Here is a 14,856-nt window from a genome sequence, read left to right on the forward strand (position 1 = left end):
AAGCGAGCTTTTTCTTTCGCTCTTTTGAAAGAAATAAAATCTATGCCTCTATGTGTTTGAATGTTTTTTAACGGATTGAAATTGAAATGTTTTAAAAAATTTATTTACGAATAATTATATATCAAATTTAATTTTTAGATTTGTCTAAATTTAATTTTATAACAATGAAATATTTATTTTTGATAATAGTAATAATTTCAACTAAAAGCCTATACTCGCAAAATATCTCCGGAAAAGTAGAAGCATTAATTCCTGTTGGTCAGGAAATTAATGTAAGTTTATTAAATACCAACTTTAAAACTCAAACCGATTCTTTGGGGATTTATCGCCTTCAAAATATTCCAAAAGGAACTTACAAAATCCATGTAGTTGCAACTGGATTTAAACCTATAACCCAGAAAATTTTGGTTTTAGAAAATGAAAATTTGAATTTAGATTTTGAATTGAAAGAAGATCAAAATGAATTGAACGAAGTGGTGGTTTCGGGAACTTTAAAACCGGTAAAACGCTTAGAAAGTGCCGTTCCCGTTGAAGTCTATTCGCCGGTTTTCTTCAAGAAAAATCCAACGCCAAGTATTTACGATGCACTTCAAAACATAAACGGCGTTCGTCCTCAATTGAATTGTGGCGTTTGTAATACAGGCGATATTCATATAAACGGATTAGAAGGTCCTTATACTTTGGTGATGATTGACGGAATGCCTATTGTGAGCAGTCTTTCAACAGTTTATGGTTTATCAGGAATTCCGAATTCTTTGGTCGAAAGAATTGAAATCGTAAAAGGACCTGCCTCATCTCTTTACGGAAGTGAAGCCGTTGGCGGTTTGATTAATATTATTACTAAAAATCCAACTACAGCGCCAACTTTTTCTGCGGATTATTTCACGACTTCTTATTTTGAAAGTAATCTCGATTTGGGAATGAAATTTAATGCAGGGAAAAAAGCGACTTCACTCATCGGAATTAATTATTTTAATTACGATCAGGTTATTGATAAAGATAAAGACAACTTTACGGATGTCACGCTTTCTGAAAGAATCTCAGTATTTAATAAATGGAGTTTCAAACGAAATAACAATCGCCTTTTTACGATTGCAGCGCGCGGAATGTACGAAGATCGCTGGGGCGGAGACATTCGTTGGGAAAAGAAATACCGTGGCGGTGACGAAATTTACGGTGAAAGCATTTATACCAAAAGGGCTGAATTAATTGGAAGTTATCAATTGCCATTTGAAGAAAAACTGATGCTTTCGTTCTCTGGAAATGTTCATTATCAAGACAGTCGATATGGAACAACATCGTATATCGCGAATCAGAAAATTGGTTTTTTGCAATTGACTTGGGATAAAAAAATTGGACGAAACGATTTATTGGCGGGAATTGCCAGCCGATATACCTATTATGATGATAATACGCCCGCAACAAAAGATCCAGAAAACACTTGGCTTCCAGGGATTTTTGTGCAGGACGAAATTACGTTTTCTCCAAAAAGCCAGATTTTGCTTGGAATGCGATATGATTACAACTCGATTCACGGTTCTATTTTGACGCCGAGATTTGCGTATCGATTTAAAGCCAACGAAAACACGATTTTTAGATTAAATGCCGGAACTGGATTTCGTGTTGTGAATTTGTTTACCGAAGATCATGCGGCTTTAACGGGTTCGAGAGATGTAATTATTAAAAACGATTTGAAACCTGAAAAGTCGGTAAATGTCAATTTAAATTACATCCAGAAAATCAATTTTGGAAACGGAACGTTTATGGGAATTGAAACGACGGCTTTTTACACGAGATTCAGCAATAAAATCATTTCAGATTACGAAACCAATCCAAACGAAATCATCTATGACAATATTGATGGTTATGCTATAAGTCAAGGAATAAGCACAAATATCGATCTTAATTTTCCGTCGGGATTAAAGTTTATTGTGGGAGCAACGGTTTTAGACAACAAAAATGTCGAAAACGGAATTTCGGAAAAACCATTTTTGACAGAGAATTTTACGGGAACTTGGAGTGTTTCGTATAAAATCCAGCCTTGGGATTTATCATTGGATTATACCGGAAATGTTTACAGTCCGATGAAATTGCCATTGTTGAGCGAAACCGATCCAAGAAGTCCGAAATCGCCTTGGTACAGTATTCAGAATATTCAGTTTACGTATTCGGGATGGAAAGATTTTGAAGTTTATGGCGGAATCAAAAATCTGCTGAACTTTACACCAAAGCAGAATAATCCGTTTTTGATTTCGAGAACGAATGATCCTTTTGATAAAAATGTGCAGTATGATTCGGCTGGAAAAGTTCTGGTAACGCCTGATAATCCATACGGTTTGACATTTGATACGACTTATGTTTACGGACAAAATCAAACTATTCGAGGATTTTTGGGATTGCGCTATACGTTTAGGTAATTTTATTCGCCACGAATTCACGAATTATTTTAAAAATTGTCTCTAACGCGAAACAGCTAGAAGAAGATACACAAATTACTTTTAATGATTAATCCGTGTAATTTTATGTGGTTGGATCTCCACACAATAATTCGTGAATTCGTGGCTAAAAACAAAAAACAATGAAAAAGCTTCTTCTATTTATTCTTTTCCTCGGAATAACTTCAACAGGATTCTGCCAGTTACAAAGCAAGACTTTTGAGGATGCAGAAAGCTTGCAGCAAATTCAGAAGCGAAAAATTATTGTTTTCATTCATACAGATTGGTGTCAATTTTGCCAAAGAATGAAAGCGACAACTTTTAAAAATGAGGAAATTATTCAAAAACTAAACGCTGATTTCTATTTCATTGATTTCAATGCCGAAGAAAAGCGAGATATAAACTTCAATAATCGCATTTTTAAATATCAGCCTTCAGGAAATAATGTTGGCGTTCATGAATTGGCTTTGCAATTAGGAACACAAAATAATCAAATTGTATATCCAGTTTTGTGTGTTTTGAATGAGAAAAATGAGATTATCTTTCAGTATTCAAACTATTTATCTCCAAAGGATTTTAAACTGCTTTTAGAAAATCTAGAGAAATAAAATTTTCTTATTTTTGAAAATGAATTCTTCGCAAATCCCACATTTCGATTACATTTTTACCGGTACCGGACTGGCATCTTTAATGACGGTTTATAAAATGGTTTTGTCTGGAAAATTCTCCGATAAATCGATTTTACTGCTTGATCAGGATTCTAAAAAAACCAATGACAGAACGTGGTGTTTTTGGGAGAAAGAACATTCAATCTGGAATCCGATTATTTCAAAAAAATGGGATTCGGCTTTATTTGCCAATGAAAAGTTTCAACGCGATCTGGATCTCAAACCTTATTCGTACAATAAAATCAACGGATTAGATTTCTATAATTTTGTCTTTGAGAGTATTTCAAATCAAACGAATATTACCTTTCTTAATGAAAAAGTAACCGATATCAACGAACTCGAAACGCACGTTTTTGTTGGAACCGAAGAAAATAGATTTACCTGTAAGTATCTTTTCAACAGCATTTATACAAAGGCTTTCGCCGAAAACCAAAATAAATATCCCGTTTTACAGCAGCATTTTGTGGGCTGGTTTGTAAAAACAAAAGAAGAAATTTTCAATCCGGAAGAAGTTACTTTTATGGATTTTTCGGTTGAACAAAAAGGAAATACAAGGTTTATGTACGTTCTGCCAACTTCTAAAACTGAGGCTTTGGTCGAATATACTTTGTTTTCAGAAAAATTGCTGCCAAAAGAAGAGTACGAAAAAGCCATTGAAAATTATCTTAATCAATTGGGATCAGATGACTATAAAATTCTCGAAAAAGAGGAGGGAAGTATTCCAATGACGAGTTATCCTTTTTGGGAAAAAAATACCAAACGGGTTTTGAATATTGGTACGGCTGGCGGCTGGACAAAAGCAAGTACGGGTTATACTTTCAAAAATTCAGATAAAAAATCAACTGAACTGATTAGTTTTATTCAAAATGAAGGATTTAAAATGAAAGATTTCCATAAAAAGAACCGATTTTGGTTGTATGATTTACTGCTTTTGGATATTCTGTATCATCATAACGAATTGGGAAGTTCCATTTTTTCATCTTTATTCCGAAAAGGAAATCCAAAATTGATTTTTAAATTTTTGGATGAAGAAACAAGTTTGGCTGAAGATTTTCAGGTAATTATGAAATGTCCGAAACTGCCTTTTCTAAAAGCATTATTGAGAGTTTTGTTTTAAACGAAATTTTGTTTGCTGTGAAATATTTTTTTAATCCATTTCTAAAAAAACCTATTTTAGCTTGATTTTTCTTTCAAAAAAATAACTCAAAAATAGATAGGATTTGAAAACCATTACTTTAGGATTATTCTTTTTTAGTTTTCTTTCATTCGGACAAGTTTCTACAAACAAAGCGCATGATGCCATTATAGAAGAGTTTTTAACCAATTGCGCCGAAAAAAAATACGATTACAATATCGAAATGCAAAAATGGCAAGCCTGTCTTGATGAAGGTTTGAAAAAAGACAGCACCGTTGCTCAATTGTGGCAGCAAAAAGCGATGCCGTATTTTAAATGCAAAAAGTATGAAGTTGGAATGCCTTATCTTGATAAAGCTGTTCTTTATGACAAAGCCGAATGGCTCCCGTACAGAGGTTTTATCAAATGCATCTTTGCCAAAACTTATAAAAGTGCCATAACTGATTTTGAAGAATGCATTAAGCTCTATGGGAATAATTATGTAATGGATCACACCTATGGTTTTTACATTGGATTGTGTTATTTACAATTGAATGAATACGAAAAAGCTGAAAAGTGTTTCGATGATTATGTAAATGAGATTTACAAAAACAGAAGCCAATTGGAACATCCGACTGCGTATTTCTATCAAGCAATTGCTAAGTATGAGCTTCAAAAACTAGATGAAGCAATCACTATTTTTGACAAAGCGCTAAAAATATATCCTGAATTTTCAGATGCAAAGTATTACAAAGCCATCTGCTGGTATAAAAAAGGAAAGCCAAAAGAAGAAATTATGGCTTTGATTAACGAAGGAAAAGAAAATGCCAAGAAAGGATATTCGATTAATGAAGACAATACGGTTTATGAAACCTATCCCTATCAAAAGAAGTTAAGGTAATTACCAATCGAACTATAACAAAACTTTATACTTCAAATTAACGAGTTGCGAGTAAACTTTGTAACTTTGCAGTTCAAAAGTAAAATTTAAAAAATCAAGAATATGTATCCACAAGAAATGGTAAAACCAATGGAGGCTGAATTAACAGCTGCTGGTTTTCAAGATTTACATAGTGCTGAAGCTGTAGAGAATGCAATTAAAGCTGAAGGTACCACATTAGTCGTTGTAAATTCTGTTTGCGGCTGCGCGGCTAGAAATGCACGTCCTGGAGCAAAAATGAGCTTACAAGGAGCTAAAAAACCAGATCATTTAATCACGGTTTTCGCTGGTGTTGACAAAGAAGCTGTTGATGCTGCAAGACAACATATGTTCCCTTTTCCTCCATCATCGCCTTCGATGGCTTTGTTTAAAAACGGAGAATTAGTTCACATGTTAGAGCGTCACCACATCGAAGGGCGCCCAGCTGAAATGATCGCTGAGAATTTACAAGACGCATTTAACGAGTTTTGTTGATTTTTTTAGGTACTGAGGTGCTGAGATACTAAGGTTCAAAGTTTAGGGACAAAGGATCAAAGTTGCAAAGTGACAAAGATTTTAAAAAGCACCTTTTGGTGCTTTTTTTTATGGACTAAACTAAAAAACCTTTGTCACTTTGTCACTTTGTCACTTTGCAACTTTGAACCTTTTTACCTACTTTTGCAAAAAAATAATTTCTCACTTAAAACTGTTTATAGCATGCAACTGTACAACACTTTGAGCGCAGAAGAAAGAGCCATCATGATCGATGATGCAGGTAAACAACGACTAACGTTGTCTTTCTATGCGTATGCCAAAATTCAAGATCCACAAAAATTTCGTAATGATTTATTCGTAGCCTGGAATGCCCTTGATGCATTAGGACGAATTTATGTTGCCAGCGAAGGAATAAATGCTCAAATGAGTGTTCCTGCTGAAAATTTTGAAGCTTTTAGAGAAACTCTTGAGGCTTACGATTTCATGAAAGGCATACGATTGAATGTTGCCGTAGAACAAGACGATCATTCCTTTTTAAAATTGACAATCAAAGTGCGTCACAAAATCGTTGCTGACGGTTTAAACGATGACACTTTTGATGTTACTAATATTGGCGTTCACTTGAAAGCCAAAGAATTCAACGAAATCCTTGAAGATCCAAACACAATTGTAGTAGATTTTAGAAATCACTACGAAAGCGAAGTTGGACATTTTAAAGGTGCTATTACTCCAGACGTTGAGACTTTTAGAGAGAGTTTACCAATCATTAACGAACAGCTTAAAGATCATAAAGACGATAAGAATCTGGTAATGTATTGTACGGGAGGAATTCGTTGTGAAAAAGCAAGTGCGTATTTCAAACACCAAGGTTTCAAAAATGTATATCAATTAGAAGGTGGAATCATCAACTATGCGAAACAATTGAAAGAAGAAGGTTTAGAAAGCAAATTCATTGGTAAAAACTTCGTATTCGATAATCGTCTGGGCGAAAGAATCACAGATGATATCATTTCGCAATGCCATCAATGCGGAAAACCTTGCGATAACCACACCAACTGCGAAAATGACGGATGCCACTTATTGTTTATTCAGTGTGACGAATGTAAAGCGGCAATGGAAAACTGCTGTTCTACAGAATGTTTAGAAATCATTCACATGCCTTTAGTTGATCAAGTTCGTTTGAGAACGGGAAAACAGGTTGGAAATAAAGTGTTCAGAAAGGGAAAATCTGAAAACCTAAAATTCAAGCACTCAGGAGATTTGCCAGAAACTGCTTTGGCAACTGCACAAAAGCCTGTTGATATCCGTCAGAAAGTAAAAGTAAAGAAAGTACTTCTTGGAAAAGCAGAACATTATTACGTAAAAGCACAAGTTGGACAATTTACTGTAGAAAATCACGAATTAAATGTTGGTGATAAAATCCTTATTTCGGGTCCAACGACAGGAGATCAGGAATTGATTATGGATAAAATCATCGTGAATGGTACAGAAACTCAATCTGCTAAAATTGGTGATAAAGTTACTTTTGAAGTTCCATTTCGCATTCGTTTGTCAGATAAAATTTATAAAATTGTAAATTAGCGGTTTTTAAACCCTAGTTTACAATGTCGCATTCTTTTTCCAAATTATGGATTCATGCCATTTGGGCAACCAAAAATCGTACGGAATTAATTGATTATTCAATTGAAAAAAGATATACAATTATATCCATGATGAATTAATTGAACTCGGTTGTCCAGTTAGAATCATAAATGGAATGCATGATCATGTGCATGTTTTGTTTTTACTAAATCCGCAAAAATCTATTTCGGATGTAATTCGTCAAGCTAAAGGCGGTTCTTCCCATTGTATAAATGGAGAAAATTTAATTCCTGAAAAATTCGCCTGGCAAAAGGACTATGCTGCTTTTGCGGTAAGCGAATCCCAGCTTGATGTTGTCTATAATTATATTAAAAATCAAAAACAACATCACCTAAAAAAGGATGGTCAGTAGGAATTTGATGAATTTGTAAAACTTCATGGGTTTGAAAATTCAATCGATCTCAAGACATAAAAATACCAAAATCTATAAAAATATTGCCCACGGTTTCAACCGTGGGTACACAATGCAAATCCTCAACATTACGTAACAACACGTTTCCCAAGGTTGAACCTTGGGCTATATTTGATAAAGATTGCGTAATGATTGTACATAGCCCACGGTTTCAACCGTGGGTACACAATATAAATCCTCAACGTTACGTAACAATACGTTTCCCACGGTTGAAACCATGGGCTATATTTGATAAAAATTAGCGACAATTATGGGCATAGAAAATGGTCTTTCGTGGCCTGCTACGAAATAATTTTTAAAATAAAGACCATGATAAAAATCATAGGAATCTAATCTACACCCACATTATTTTTGTCAATTTTTAGATAACTGAATTCTAAAAATATCATTGGAATAATAAAATCAAAAATGACAATTAACAATACAATCGAACTCATGGCTCCCGCTGGGAACTTTGAGTCGCTTCAGGCTGCTTTAGATAATGGCTGTGATTCTGTATATTTTGGTGTTGAGCAACTCAACATGCGTGCAAGATCGACAGTGAATTTTACAATCGGAGATTTAAAAGAAATTGCCAATCGCTGCGAAGCCCAAAACGTTCGCAGTTATTTGACTTTAAACACGATTATTTACGATCACGATTTATCAGTTGTAAAAACAGTATTGAATAAAGCAAAAGAGGCCAATATTACCGCAGTAATCGCATCCGATCAAGCTGTAATTGCCATGGCAAGATCGATTGGAATGGAAGTTCATATTTCGACACAACTGAATGTTACCAATATAGAAACCATTAAATTCTATAGTTTATTTGCCGATACAATGGTTTTAAGCCGTGAATTGAGTTTGCGACAAGTAAAGAAAATAACGGAACAAATTGAAAAAGAACAAATCAAAGGACCAAACGGAAATTTAGTAGAAATCGAAATTTTTGGTCACGGCGCTTTATGTATGGCAGTTTCAGGAAAATGTTATTTGAGTTTGCATTCGCATAATTCCTCTGCGAATCGCGGGGCGTGCAAACAAAACTGCCGAAAAAAATATACCGTTATCGATCAGGAAACAGGTTTTGAAATCGAATTGGATAATGAATATATGATGTCACCTAAGGATTTATGTACCATCGACTTTTTAGATCAAGTAATTGATTCTGGAATTAAGGTTTTAAAAATCGAAGGACGCGGACGTGCGCCTGAATATGTAGCAACAGTCATCAAAACTTATCGAGAAGCTATTGATGCGTATTACGACGGTACTTTCTCTAAAGAGAAAACCGCAGTTTGGATGGAAGCTTTAAATACAGTCTACAATCGTGGTTTCTGGTCGGGATATTATTTGGGACAAGAATTAGGAGAGTGGAGCGATATTCCAGGATCTGCAGCGACGCAGAAAAAGGTTTATGTGGGTAAAGGAACACATTATTTCCCAAAAGCCGAAATTGGACAATTCAAAATTGAAGCTTACGATATTAAAGTCGGTGATAAAATTTTGGTAACAGGCCCAAGTACAGGCGCTCAAGAAATGATTATCGACGAAATGTTCGTGAACGATCTCTCAGCAGAAAAAGCAACAAAAGGAGACGATTGTACTTTCAAATTACCATTCAGAATCAGAATGTCGGACAAACTCTATAAAATCGTCGAAGCATAATGGTTATCATCACTTTACAAAGAGATAAATGCATTGGCTGTAATTACTGTGTCGAAATGGATCCAGTTCATTTTCAAATGTCGAAAAAAGATGGAAAATCGGTTTTACTTCATTCGCAGCATGCTAAAGGCTTTTTTACTTTAAAATCTGCCAATCATGCGATTGTAGAAAGTTGTGAATTGGCCGCAAAAGCTTGTCCGGTTAAGATTATTACGGTTAAGGAAACTTAGAGGTCATTATAAAAGAAAAGAGTCGCAACTTGCGACTCTTTTTATATCACTTAAACTAATCTTCTGCAACTTCCAATTCGTCAAAATCTTTGATTTCAGATAATTTAATCAATTTTGTTCGATTGATTTTTGATTCAGTTTTTTCAAAAATTTCCTCACCATCATAAGTGTTTTCGTTGACATTTTGGTTTACAATCTTTTTTCGGGTTAAGAAATTGATGCTGGTTTGTGTGAGAGTAACAGGACCGTGATTACTGCTGGCATCATAACCAATTAACTCTAAATCATTGTTTTGAAATCTGAAAGTATATTGCCAATAGCCATATCTTCCGTGTGCGTAATTGATAAAGAGTTTGTTGTTTTTTATCTCAACGTATAATTCAGGTGCATAATAAACGCCGCCTTCTTCGTTTTCAGATGAAAAACAGTCGTAATTTTTTACAGCCAGTTCGTAATTATTGTTTTTGTTTAAAAGCACCAATATTCCTCTTCGGTTGCGATCTAGTTTACCACGGTATTCATCTGTAATTATTTTACTTTTATCAGTGTCTTTAATAATCAGGACACAATCTTCGATATTGTCTTTGTTGAGGTCGCCATAGATAGTATCAAATAAGACATAATTTTTAGGCAGGAAATCAGAAAGTTCTCTTTTGGTTTCAACGGGAGATTCTTCCACTTCAGGGATTTCTTTTAAATCGACAACTTCAGTTTTAGTAGATTCAGTTTTGCTTTTAGAATCTTTACAACTTGTGTTAAGAAATACAGAGACAATGGCAAGTATAAAGAATAAGTATTTTTTTATCATATTGTGAAATTTAGATTTCATTAAACGGAGTGTTTTTATATCGATCAAAATACGAATTTTCATCCATTATTTCTCCTTTTGAAATCTGTTCAACGATCTTTTGCTGAAATTCAATTTCTTTTTTCAGCAGATTGTTCCAATATTGAGGATTTTCAGAAAAGTTTTGATAGTAATCGAGAATGTCAATTAACAATAGAAAATTGTATGCTGCATATTCTGGTTTTTCCGCTGAATTGATACAATTTTCAAGGCCGCTGATTATGTTGATTTCCATGATTTCAAGTTCTTCAAAATCATCGGCATACGGATCTATAGAGATAGAATAATTTTTTAAAGCATCTTTGAAATATTGAAGATTGTCATTCTCTACATCATTAAGTAATGTATCTTCTTGAATTTTAATTTTTAAATGATGTTCGATAGATTCCGTAGTTTCGGGCAATAGGAAATAGAGCCGAATAAAAGCTTTACCAATACTTTTCCTTTGACTACTATCAAGTTGCTTTAGCTTGTCTTCTAAAAAAGCGGTATGCTTCGAAATTATGGATACAATATCAAACATCGTTTTTATATTTTATATTTTCAATCTATCAAGTAAAGTTTCTTTCCATTGAATGCTTGGGCACTTTTTAAGCAGATTTTCATATTTATCAAAATCAATTTGCTTAAATAGTGATTCTGTCAAATGTAGTAATGTCCATTCTAAGCCATAAAAAGTAGTTTCTGGGAAAAGCTTGATTAATATTTCACCTTCTTCAAAAGTTATTGGTTTAGATATTGATCCCAATAGTTCCTCATATTGATCTATCATAACATCTATAGAAGGGTCTTCATTTGAACTATCATCAGGCATTTGACCCAGTTTTTCCAATTCTCTTATTTGCTCTCTTATCATTGTCATTTTATTCACAAGTTTGGTTATTCGATGTAAGTTTTTAGAGCATTACCACTTTTATCACACAACAAAATAATCCGATCGTGTGAATGTATCCTTATAAGTTGTTAGCGCGGATTTGTAATCCGTGCCCGCAACTGCAAGACACACAATGTAATTATCGAATCGAAAACAAACCAATCTATACGGGCACGGATTACAAATCCGCGCGAACGGATAAAAATATCATTATAGTAAATGTTCCAAATTTTTATATTCTTCTATGGCATGTTGCTGCTGTGATTTTCTTTTTCTTTGTGAAAATAAAGTATTGCCAATAATCCAATCAGGAATTAGGTTTAAGAATTTTAGTTTAAAACCTACATGGAGCTGATGATGAACTATAGTTGCCTCAGAAATGCTTTCCAAACCAATAGTAAGACATATAGGATAGAAATAAAGCGCCCGCATTTTTACTAATTTGTTTTCGGTTATTTCAATTATTCGCCACTTAAAATTTACAACAGTCTGGTCAACAATTTCTTTGAAATAAAGAATACTACCGATTTCTTGTTCATTTCTTTTAATTACTGTAAAATCTTTATGAGCAGAATGCCATTTACAGTATTTTTCTTTGTCAAGATTAAGCAGAAATTCATAAATAAAATCAGCACTTTTTTTTACTTGTATATTTGTCGTTAATTGAATCATTTTTGTAGTATTAAAAAGCGATAAATTTACCCTTTCAAAACCTTACTTTTCTCAACCTCAAATTCTTCCGAAGTTAAAATACCAGCATCCAAAAGTTCTTTTAAATCCAGTAATGCTTTTTTCTTCGCTTCCATTGAATTTCCTTTATCGGCTTTTGGTGCTTCTGTTTGTAAGGATGTGTGTATTGGATTTACAACTGTTCCAGAAGGAGCATATCTTAAAATTAGCTCTGTAATTTCATTGAAACCTTTTACGTTTGAGTAATCAATCGCTTTTTGTTCTTTTACGTTTACAATTGAAGCATCGGCATTATTGTCTAATAAAAATTTCACCACATCTTTCTTCCCGTTGGCAGCACTGTAATGTAATGGTGTATTTCCAGATTCATCTTGAATGTTAATGTCTGCTCCAGCTTCGATCAAAAGTTTTACCATACTAAGATTTCCTTTTTTGGTTGCAACGTGTAGCAGACTTTCTCCGCCATAATTATAAGAGTCGTTTAATGAAAAACTAGATTCGTTTGAAATGTTTGTAGCAGTTACAATCCAATCCAAATAATCATTCATAGACGAAGTGTCTTGCGCAACAGGTTTGCTGTAATTTACGTCAACTCCGTTTTCAAGGAACAAAGCGACAATTTCTTTTTGATTATTTGCGCATGCATACCAAATAGGAGAATATCCGTTGTTATTTGAAGTAAATACATCGGCACCTCTTTCTACTAATAATTTGGCAAGCATTCGGTTGGTTTCGTAGCAGGCGATTAAAAGCGCATTTTCACCAGCATGATTCACATGATTTATGTCGGCGCCATTATCCAAAAGCAAGGTCACCATCGGAATCAATTTGGTATAACAAGAGTATAACAAAGGTGTATTTCCTTGTTTGTCGGTTACATTGATATCGGCACCTTTGTCTAAAAGCAGTTGAATAATTTCTCTATTTAATTTTGCTGAAGCCAATAGTAACGGAGTTTCTCCATTGTTATTCAGTAAATTAACATCGATTCCCGCTTCAAGCAACTTTGTTGCAATTTCTACTTGAGCTGTTTGAACTACCAAGTGCAAGAGGCTGTTTCCATATTTATCGTTCTTGGTAATTTCTGCACCTTTTTCTAATAGAAACAAAGCGGTTTGTTTCTGTTTCTGCAGACAAGCAAAGAACAAAGGCGTTTCTCCTTGGTGGTCTTCGTAGTTAATATCAGCTCCGTCTTCGGTTAGGATTTTTACAATATCGAGATAACCGCGGTGTGCCGCATAATGAAGAGCCGTTCTTCCTTGTTCGTCTGTATATTTTACATCTACTTCTTTATTTTGAAGCAGTATTTCGGCTATTTTTCTGTTGCCATTTTCGCAGGCAACTATAAATGACATTGACATGTATAGATATTTTTAAAGTAAATAATCGTTTTTATTGTTTCATTAAAAGTTCAACCGTTTTAATCTTCAGGTTGTCGCCAGAAGCAAGCATCAAAGCCGTTTCGTCTTTGTCGTTGGTGATTTCTTTATCAGCGCCGTTTTCAAGAAGTAATTTAACTTTTCGATAAGTCTCTTTTGCGGCTTCAGCATCATAATTTACATTATACGCACAGACTTTGTGTAAAATAGTGTTTCCTTGATTGTCTTGTTCGTTAACATCAATTGAACCGCTGTCAAGAACCGACTTTAGAATACCCGATTTTTTCTCTGAAATATAATCTACACCCGATTTCGGATTTCCATAATATTCAGCGCAGTGATTTAAATCAGCTCCATCTGATAATAATCTTTGCAATGAATTTAGATCGTATTCAGAATCAGAAATCATTCTGATAAACTCTGTAAGTAAAGTTTTTCCGTTTTTATTGATTCTATTAAAAACGGCTGATGATGATTCTGCTAAAAGTTCGTACATCGGAAACGAAAACTGCTCGGCTGTAGCATAGTAAAAAGCGCTGTTTTCTTGGTTATCAGTTTCATTAGGATCTGCACCGTTTTCAACTAAAAAAGTTAAAAGATCCTTTCGGGTTCTTTTAACTGCGCACATTAAAGGCGTTGTGCCTACAATATTTTTCTCATTGATATCAACGCCATTATCAATTAGAATGGTAATGTATTCTTTTACTTTTTCTGCATCCAAACCATAAGTGTTTAAGATCGTATATATGAAATTTTCACCTGCATTGTTCTTATACTGCGTGTTAGCTCCAAAATTATCAACTAAAACTTTAACTATTTTTGGCGAAGTTCCTTTTTCAAAAAAATAGCCAAGCAACGTTTTATCGCTTATTTCATCGTTAATGTTGTCGATTTTTGACATAACTTCTTTGAAAAAAGCAATCGATTCGTCGTCGTCTTTTAGATATAACGTTAACGGTTTAAAAATGGACTGATCAAAATTGTCCAGTTCGTAAATATCGGTTTCAATAAAACCCGCTTTTATCAGTTTTTCGATAAAGTCAATTTCTTTCGCTTCAATAATTTTGGCAGCTATCTGCGAAAAATTGTTTTTAAGATATTGTTCGTTAAATTTCTCTCCGTTGTTTAGGCATTCTCTAGCCTCGTCAAATTTTCCCTGAAAAAGGAAACTTTCAATTTGGTTTGTCATTTGAAATATATTTAAAAATGAATGATAATTTTATTGCAGTTTGGTACGCAATTGCTGCCTTTCCAAACGATGCTGTAAGATAAAACATAAAAATTACAAATATATTTCAGTATAAAAAGTTAAAAAGGCTTTTTACGGCATAAAATGAACAGAATAAGGTATTTTACAAAAAAGATGCTAATTAAGAACCGTATGTTTCGCCTTCTTTTTTCATTAAATCCGAAATCATGGTTTGGTAATTTTCGTGATTTTGCACCGAATCAACTGTTGTATAAATTCAGAAAAGATGATTAATAGTTGATTGTAGTTGATC

General features: G+C 33.9%; 15 protein-coding genes. 9 read left to right on the plus strand and 6 right to left on the minus strand.

The features are described 5' to 3' along the window. The first annotated feature begins 164 nt into the window (after positions 1 to 164). From P2W75_RS05735 to P2W75_RS05775, 9 genes are all read left to right on the plus strand, one after another. A complete protein-coding gene (locus tag P2W75_RS05735) occupies positions 165 to 2,417 on the plus strand; it encodes a TonB-dependent receptor (RefSeq protein WP_276379415.1) in 2,253 nt (750 codons plus the stop codon). A 161-nt stretch (positions 2,418 to 2,578) separates the two neighbouring features. After that, the gene (locus P2W75_RS05740) at positions 2,579 to 3,043 is read left to right on the plus strand and encodes a thioredoxin family protein (protein ID WP_276379417.1); all 465 of its coding nucleotides are present in this window, start codon (positions 2,579 to 2,581) and stop codon (positions 3,041 to 3,043) included. A gap of 19 nt (positions 3,044 to 3,062) precedes the next feature. Then, the gene (locus tag P2W75_RS05745) at positions 3,063 to 4,220 is read left to right on the plus strand and encodes a lycopene cyclase family protein (RefSeq protein ID WP_276379419.1); all 1,158 of its coding nucleotides are present in this window, start codon (positions 3,063 to 3,065) and stop codon (positions 4,218 to 4,220) included. Between the two features lie 103 nt (positions 4,221 to 4,323). Then, positions 4,324 to 5,118: a tetratricopeptide repeat protein gene (locus P2W75_RS05750; protein WP_207298541.1), complete on the plus strand. Its 795-nt coding sequence runs from the start codon at positions 4,324 to 4,326 to the stop codon at positions 5,116 to 5,118. Positions 5,119 to 5,220: 102 nt separating this feature from the next. Continuing rightward, positions 5,221 to 5,631, plus strand: coding sequence for a BrxA/BrxB family bacilliredoxin (locus tag P2W75_RS05755; RefSeq protein WP_163396277.1), 411 nt, complete (start codon positions 5,221 to 5,223; stop codon positions 5,629 to 5,631). 222 nt (positions 5,632 to 5,853) lie between these two features. Next, entirely contained in the window at positions 5,854 to 7,212 is a 1,359-nt protein-coding gene (locus tag P2W75_RS05760; RefSeq protein WP_276379422.1) for a rhodanese-related sulfurtransferase, read from the plus strand. Positions 7,213 to 7,378: 166 nt separating this feature from the next. Then, positions 7,379 to 7,624, plus strand: a complete 246-nt coding sequence (locus tag P2W75_RS05765) for a transposase (RefSeq protein WP_276379911.1) — start codon at positions 7,379 to 7,381, stop codon at positions 7,622 to 7,624. Positions 7,625 to 8,092: 468 nt separating this feature from the next. Next, positions 8,093 to 9,334 (plus strand): peptidase U32 family protein, encoded by a 1,242-nt coding sequence (locus P2W75_RS05770; RefSeq protein ID WP_276379423.1) that lies wholly within the window; start codon positions 8,093 to 8,095, stop codon positions 9,332 to 9,334. Further along, positions 9,334 to 9,564 (plus strand): ferredoxin, encoded by a 231-nt coding sequence (locus P2W75_RS05775; protein WP_276379424.1) that lies wholly within the window; start codon positions 9,334 to 9,336, stop codon positions 9,562 to 9,564. The genes P2W75_RS05770 and P2W75_RS05775 overlap by 1 nt, the downstream gene beginning before the upstream one ends. Before the next feature lie 55 nt (positions 9,565 to 9,619). Here the strand turns inward: P2W75_RS05775 and P2W75_RS05780 are convergent, their stop codons facing one another. From P2W75_RS05780 to P2W75_RS05805, 6 genes are all read right to left on the minus strand, one after another. Continuing rightward, positions 9,620 to 10,372 (minus strand): hypothetical protein, encoded by a 753-nt coding sequence (locus P2W75_RS05780; RefSeq protein ID WP_276379426.1) that lies wholly within the window; start codon positions 10,370 to 10,372, stop codon positions 9,620 to 9,622. Positions 10,373 to 10,382: 10 nt separating this feature from the next. Beyond that, on the minus strand, positions 10,383 to 10,934 hold the full coding sequence (locus P2W75_RS05785; protein ID WP_276379427.1) for a hypothetical protein: 552 nt from the start codon (positions 10,932 to 10,934) through the stop codon (positions 10,383 to 10,385). Positions 10,935 to 10,946: 12 nt separating this feature from the next. Continuing rightward, positions 10,947 to 11,273: a hypothetical protein gene (locus tag P2W75_RS05790; RefSeq protein WP_276379429.1), complete on the minus strand. Its 327-nt coding sequence runs from the start codon at positions 11,271 to 11,273 to the stop codon at positions 10,947 to 10,949. Between the two features lie 222 nt (positions 11,274 to 11,495). Then, entirely contained in the window at positions 11,496 to 11,957 is a 462-nt protein-coding gene (locus tag P2W75_RS05795) for a hypothetical protein (RefSeq protein WP_276379431.1), read from the minus strand. Positions 11,958 to 11,983: 26 nt separating this feature from the next. Beyond that, positions 11,984 to 13,336 (minus strand): ankyrin repeat domain-containing protein, encoded by a 1,353-nt coding sequence (locus tag P2W75_RS05800; RefSeq protein WP_276379433.1) that lies wholly within the window; start codon positions 13,334 to 13,336, stop codon positions 11,984 to 11,986. Between the two features lie 31 nt (positions 13,337 to 13,367). Further along, positions 13,368 to 14,543 (minus strand): ankyrin repeat domain-containing protein, encoded by a 1,176-nt coding sequence (locus P2W75_RS05805; protein ID WP_276379435.1) that lies wholly within the window; start codon positions 14,541 to 14,543, stop codon positions 13,368 to 13,370. Between the last annotated feature and the right edge of the window lie 313 nt (positions 14,544 to 14,856).

The organism is Flavobacterium sp. H4147, assembly GCF_029360735.1.
Classification (GTDB): domain Bacteria; phylum Bacteroidota; class Bacteroidia; order Flavobacteriales; family Flavobacteriaceae; genus Flavobacterium; species Flavobacterium endoglycinae.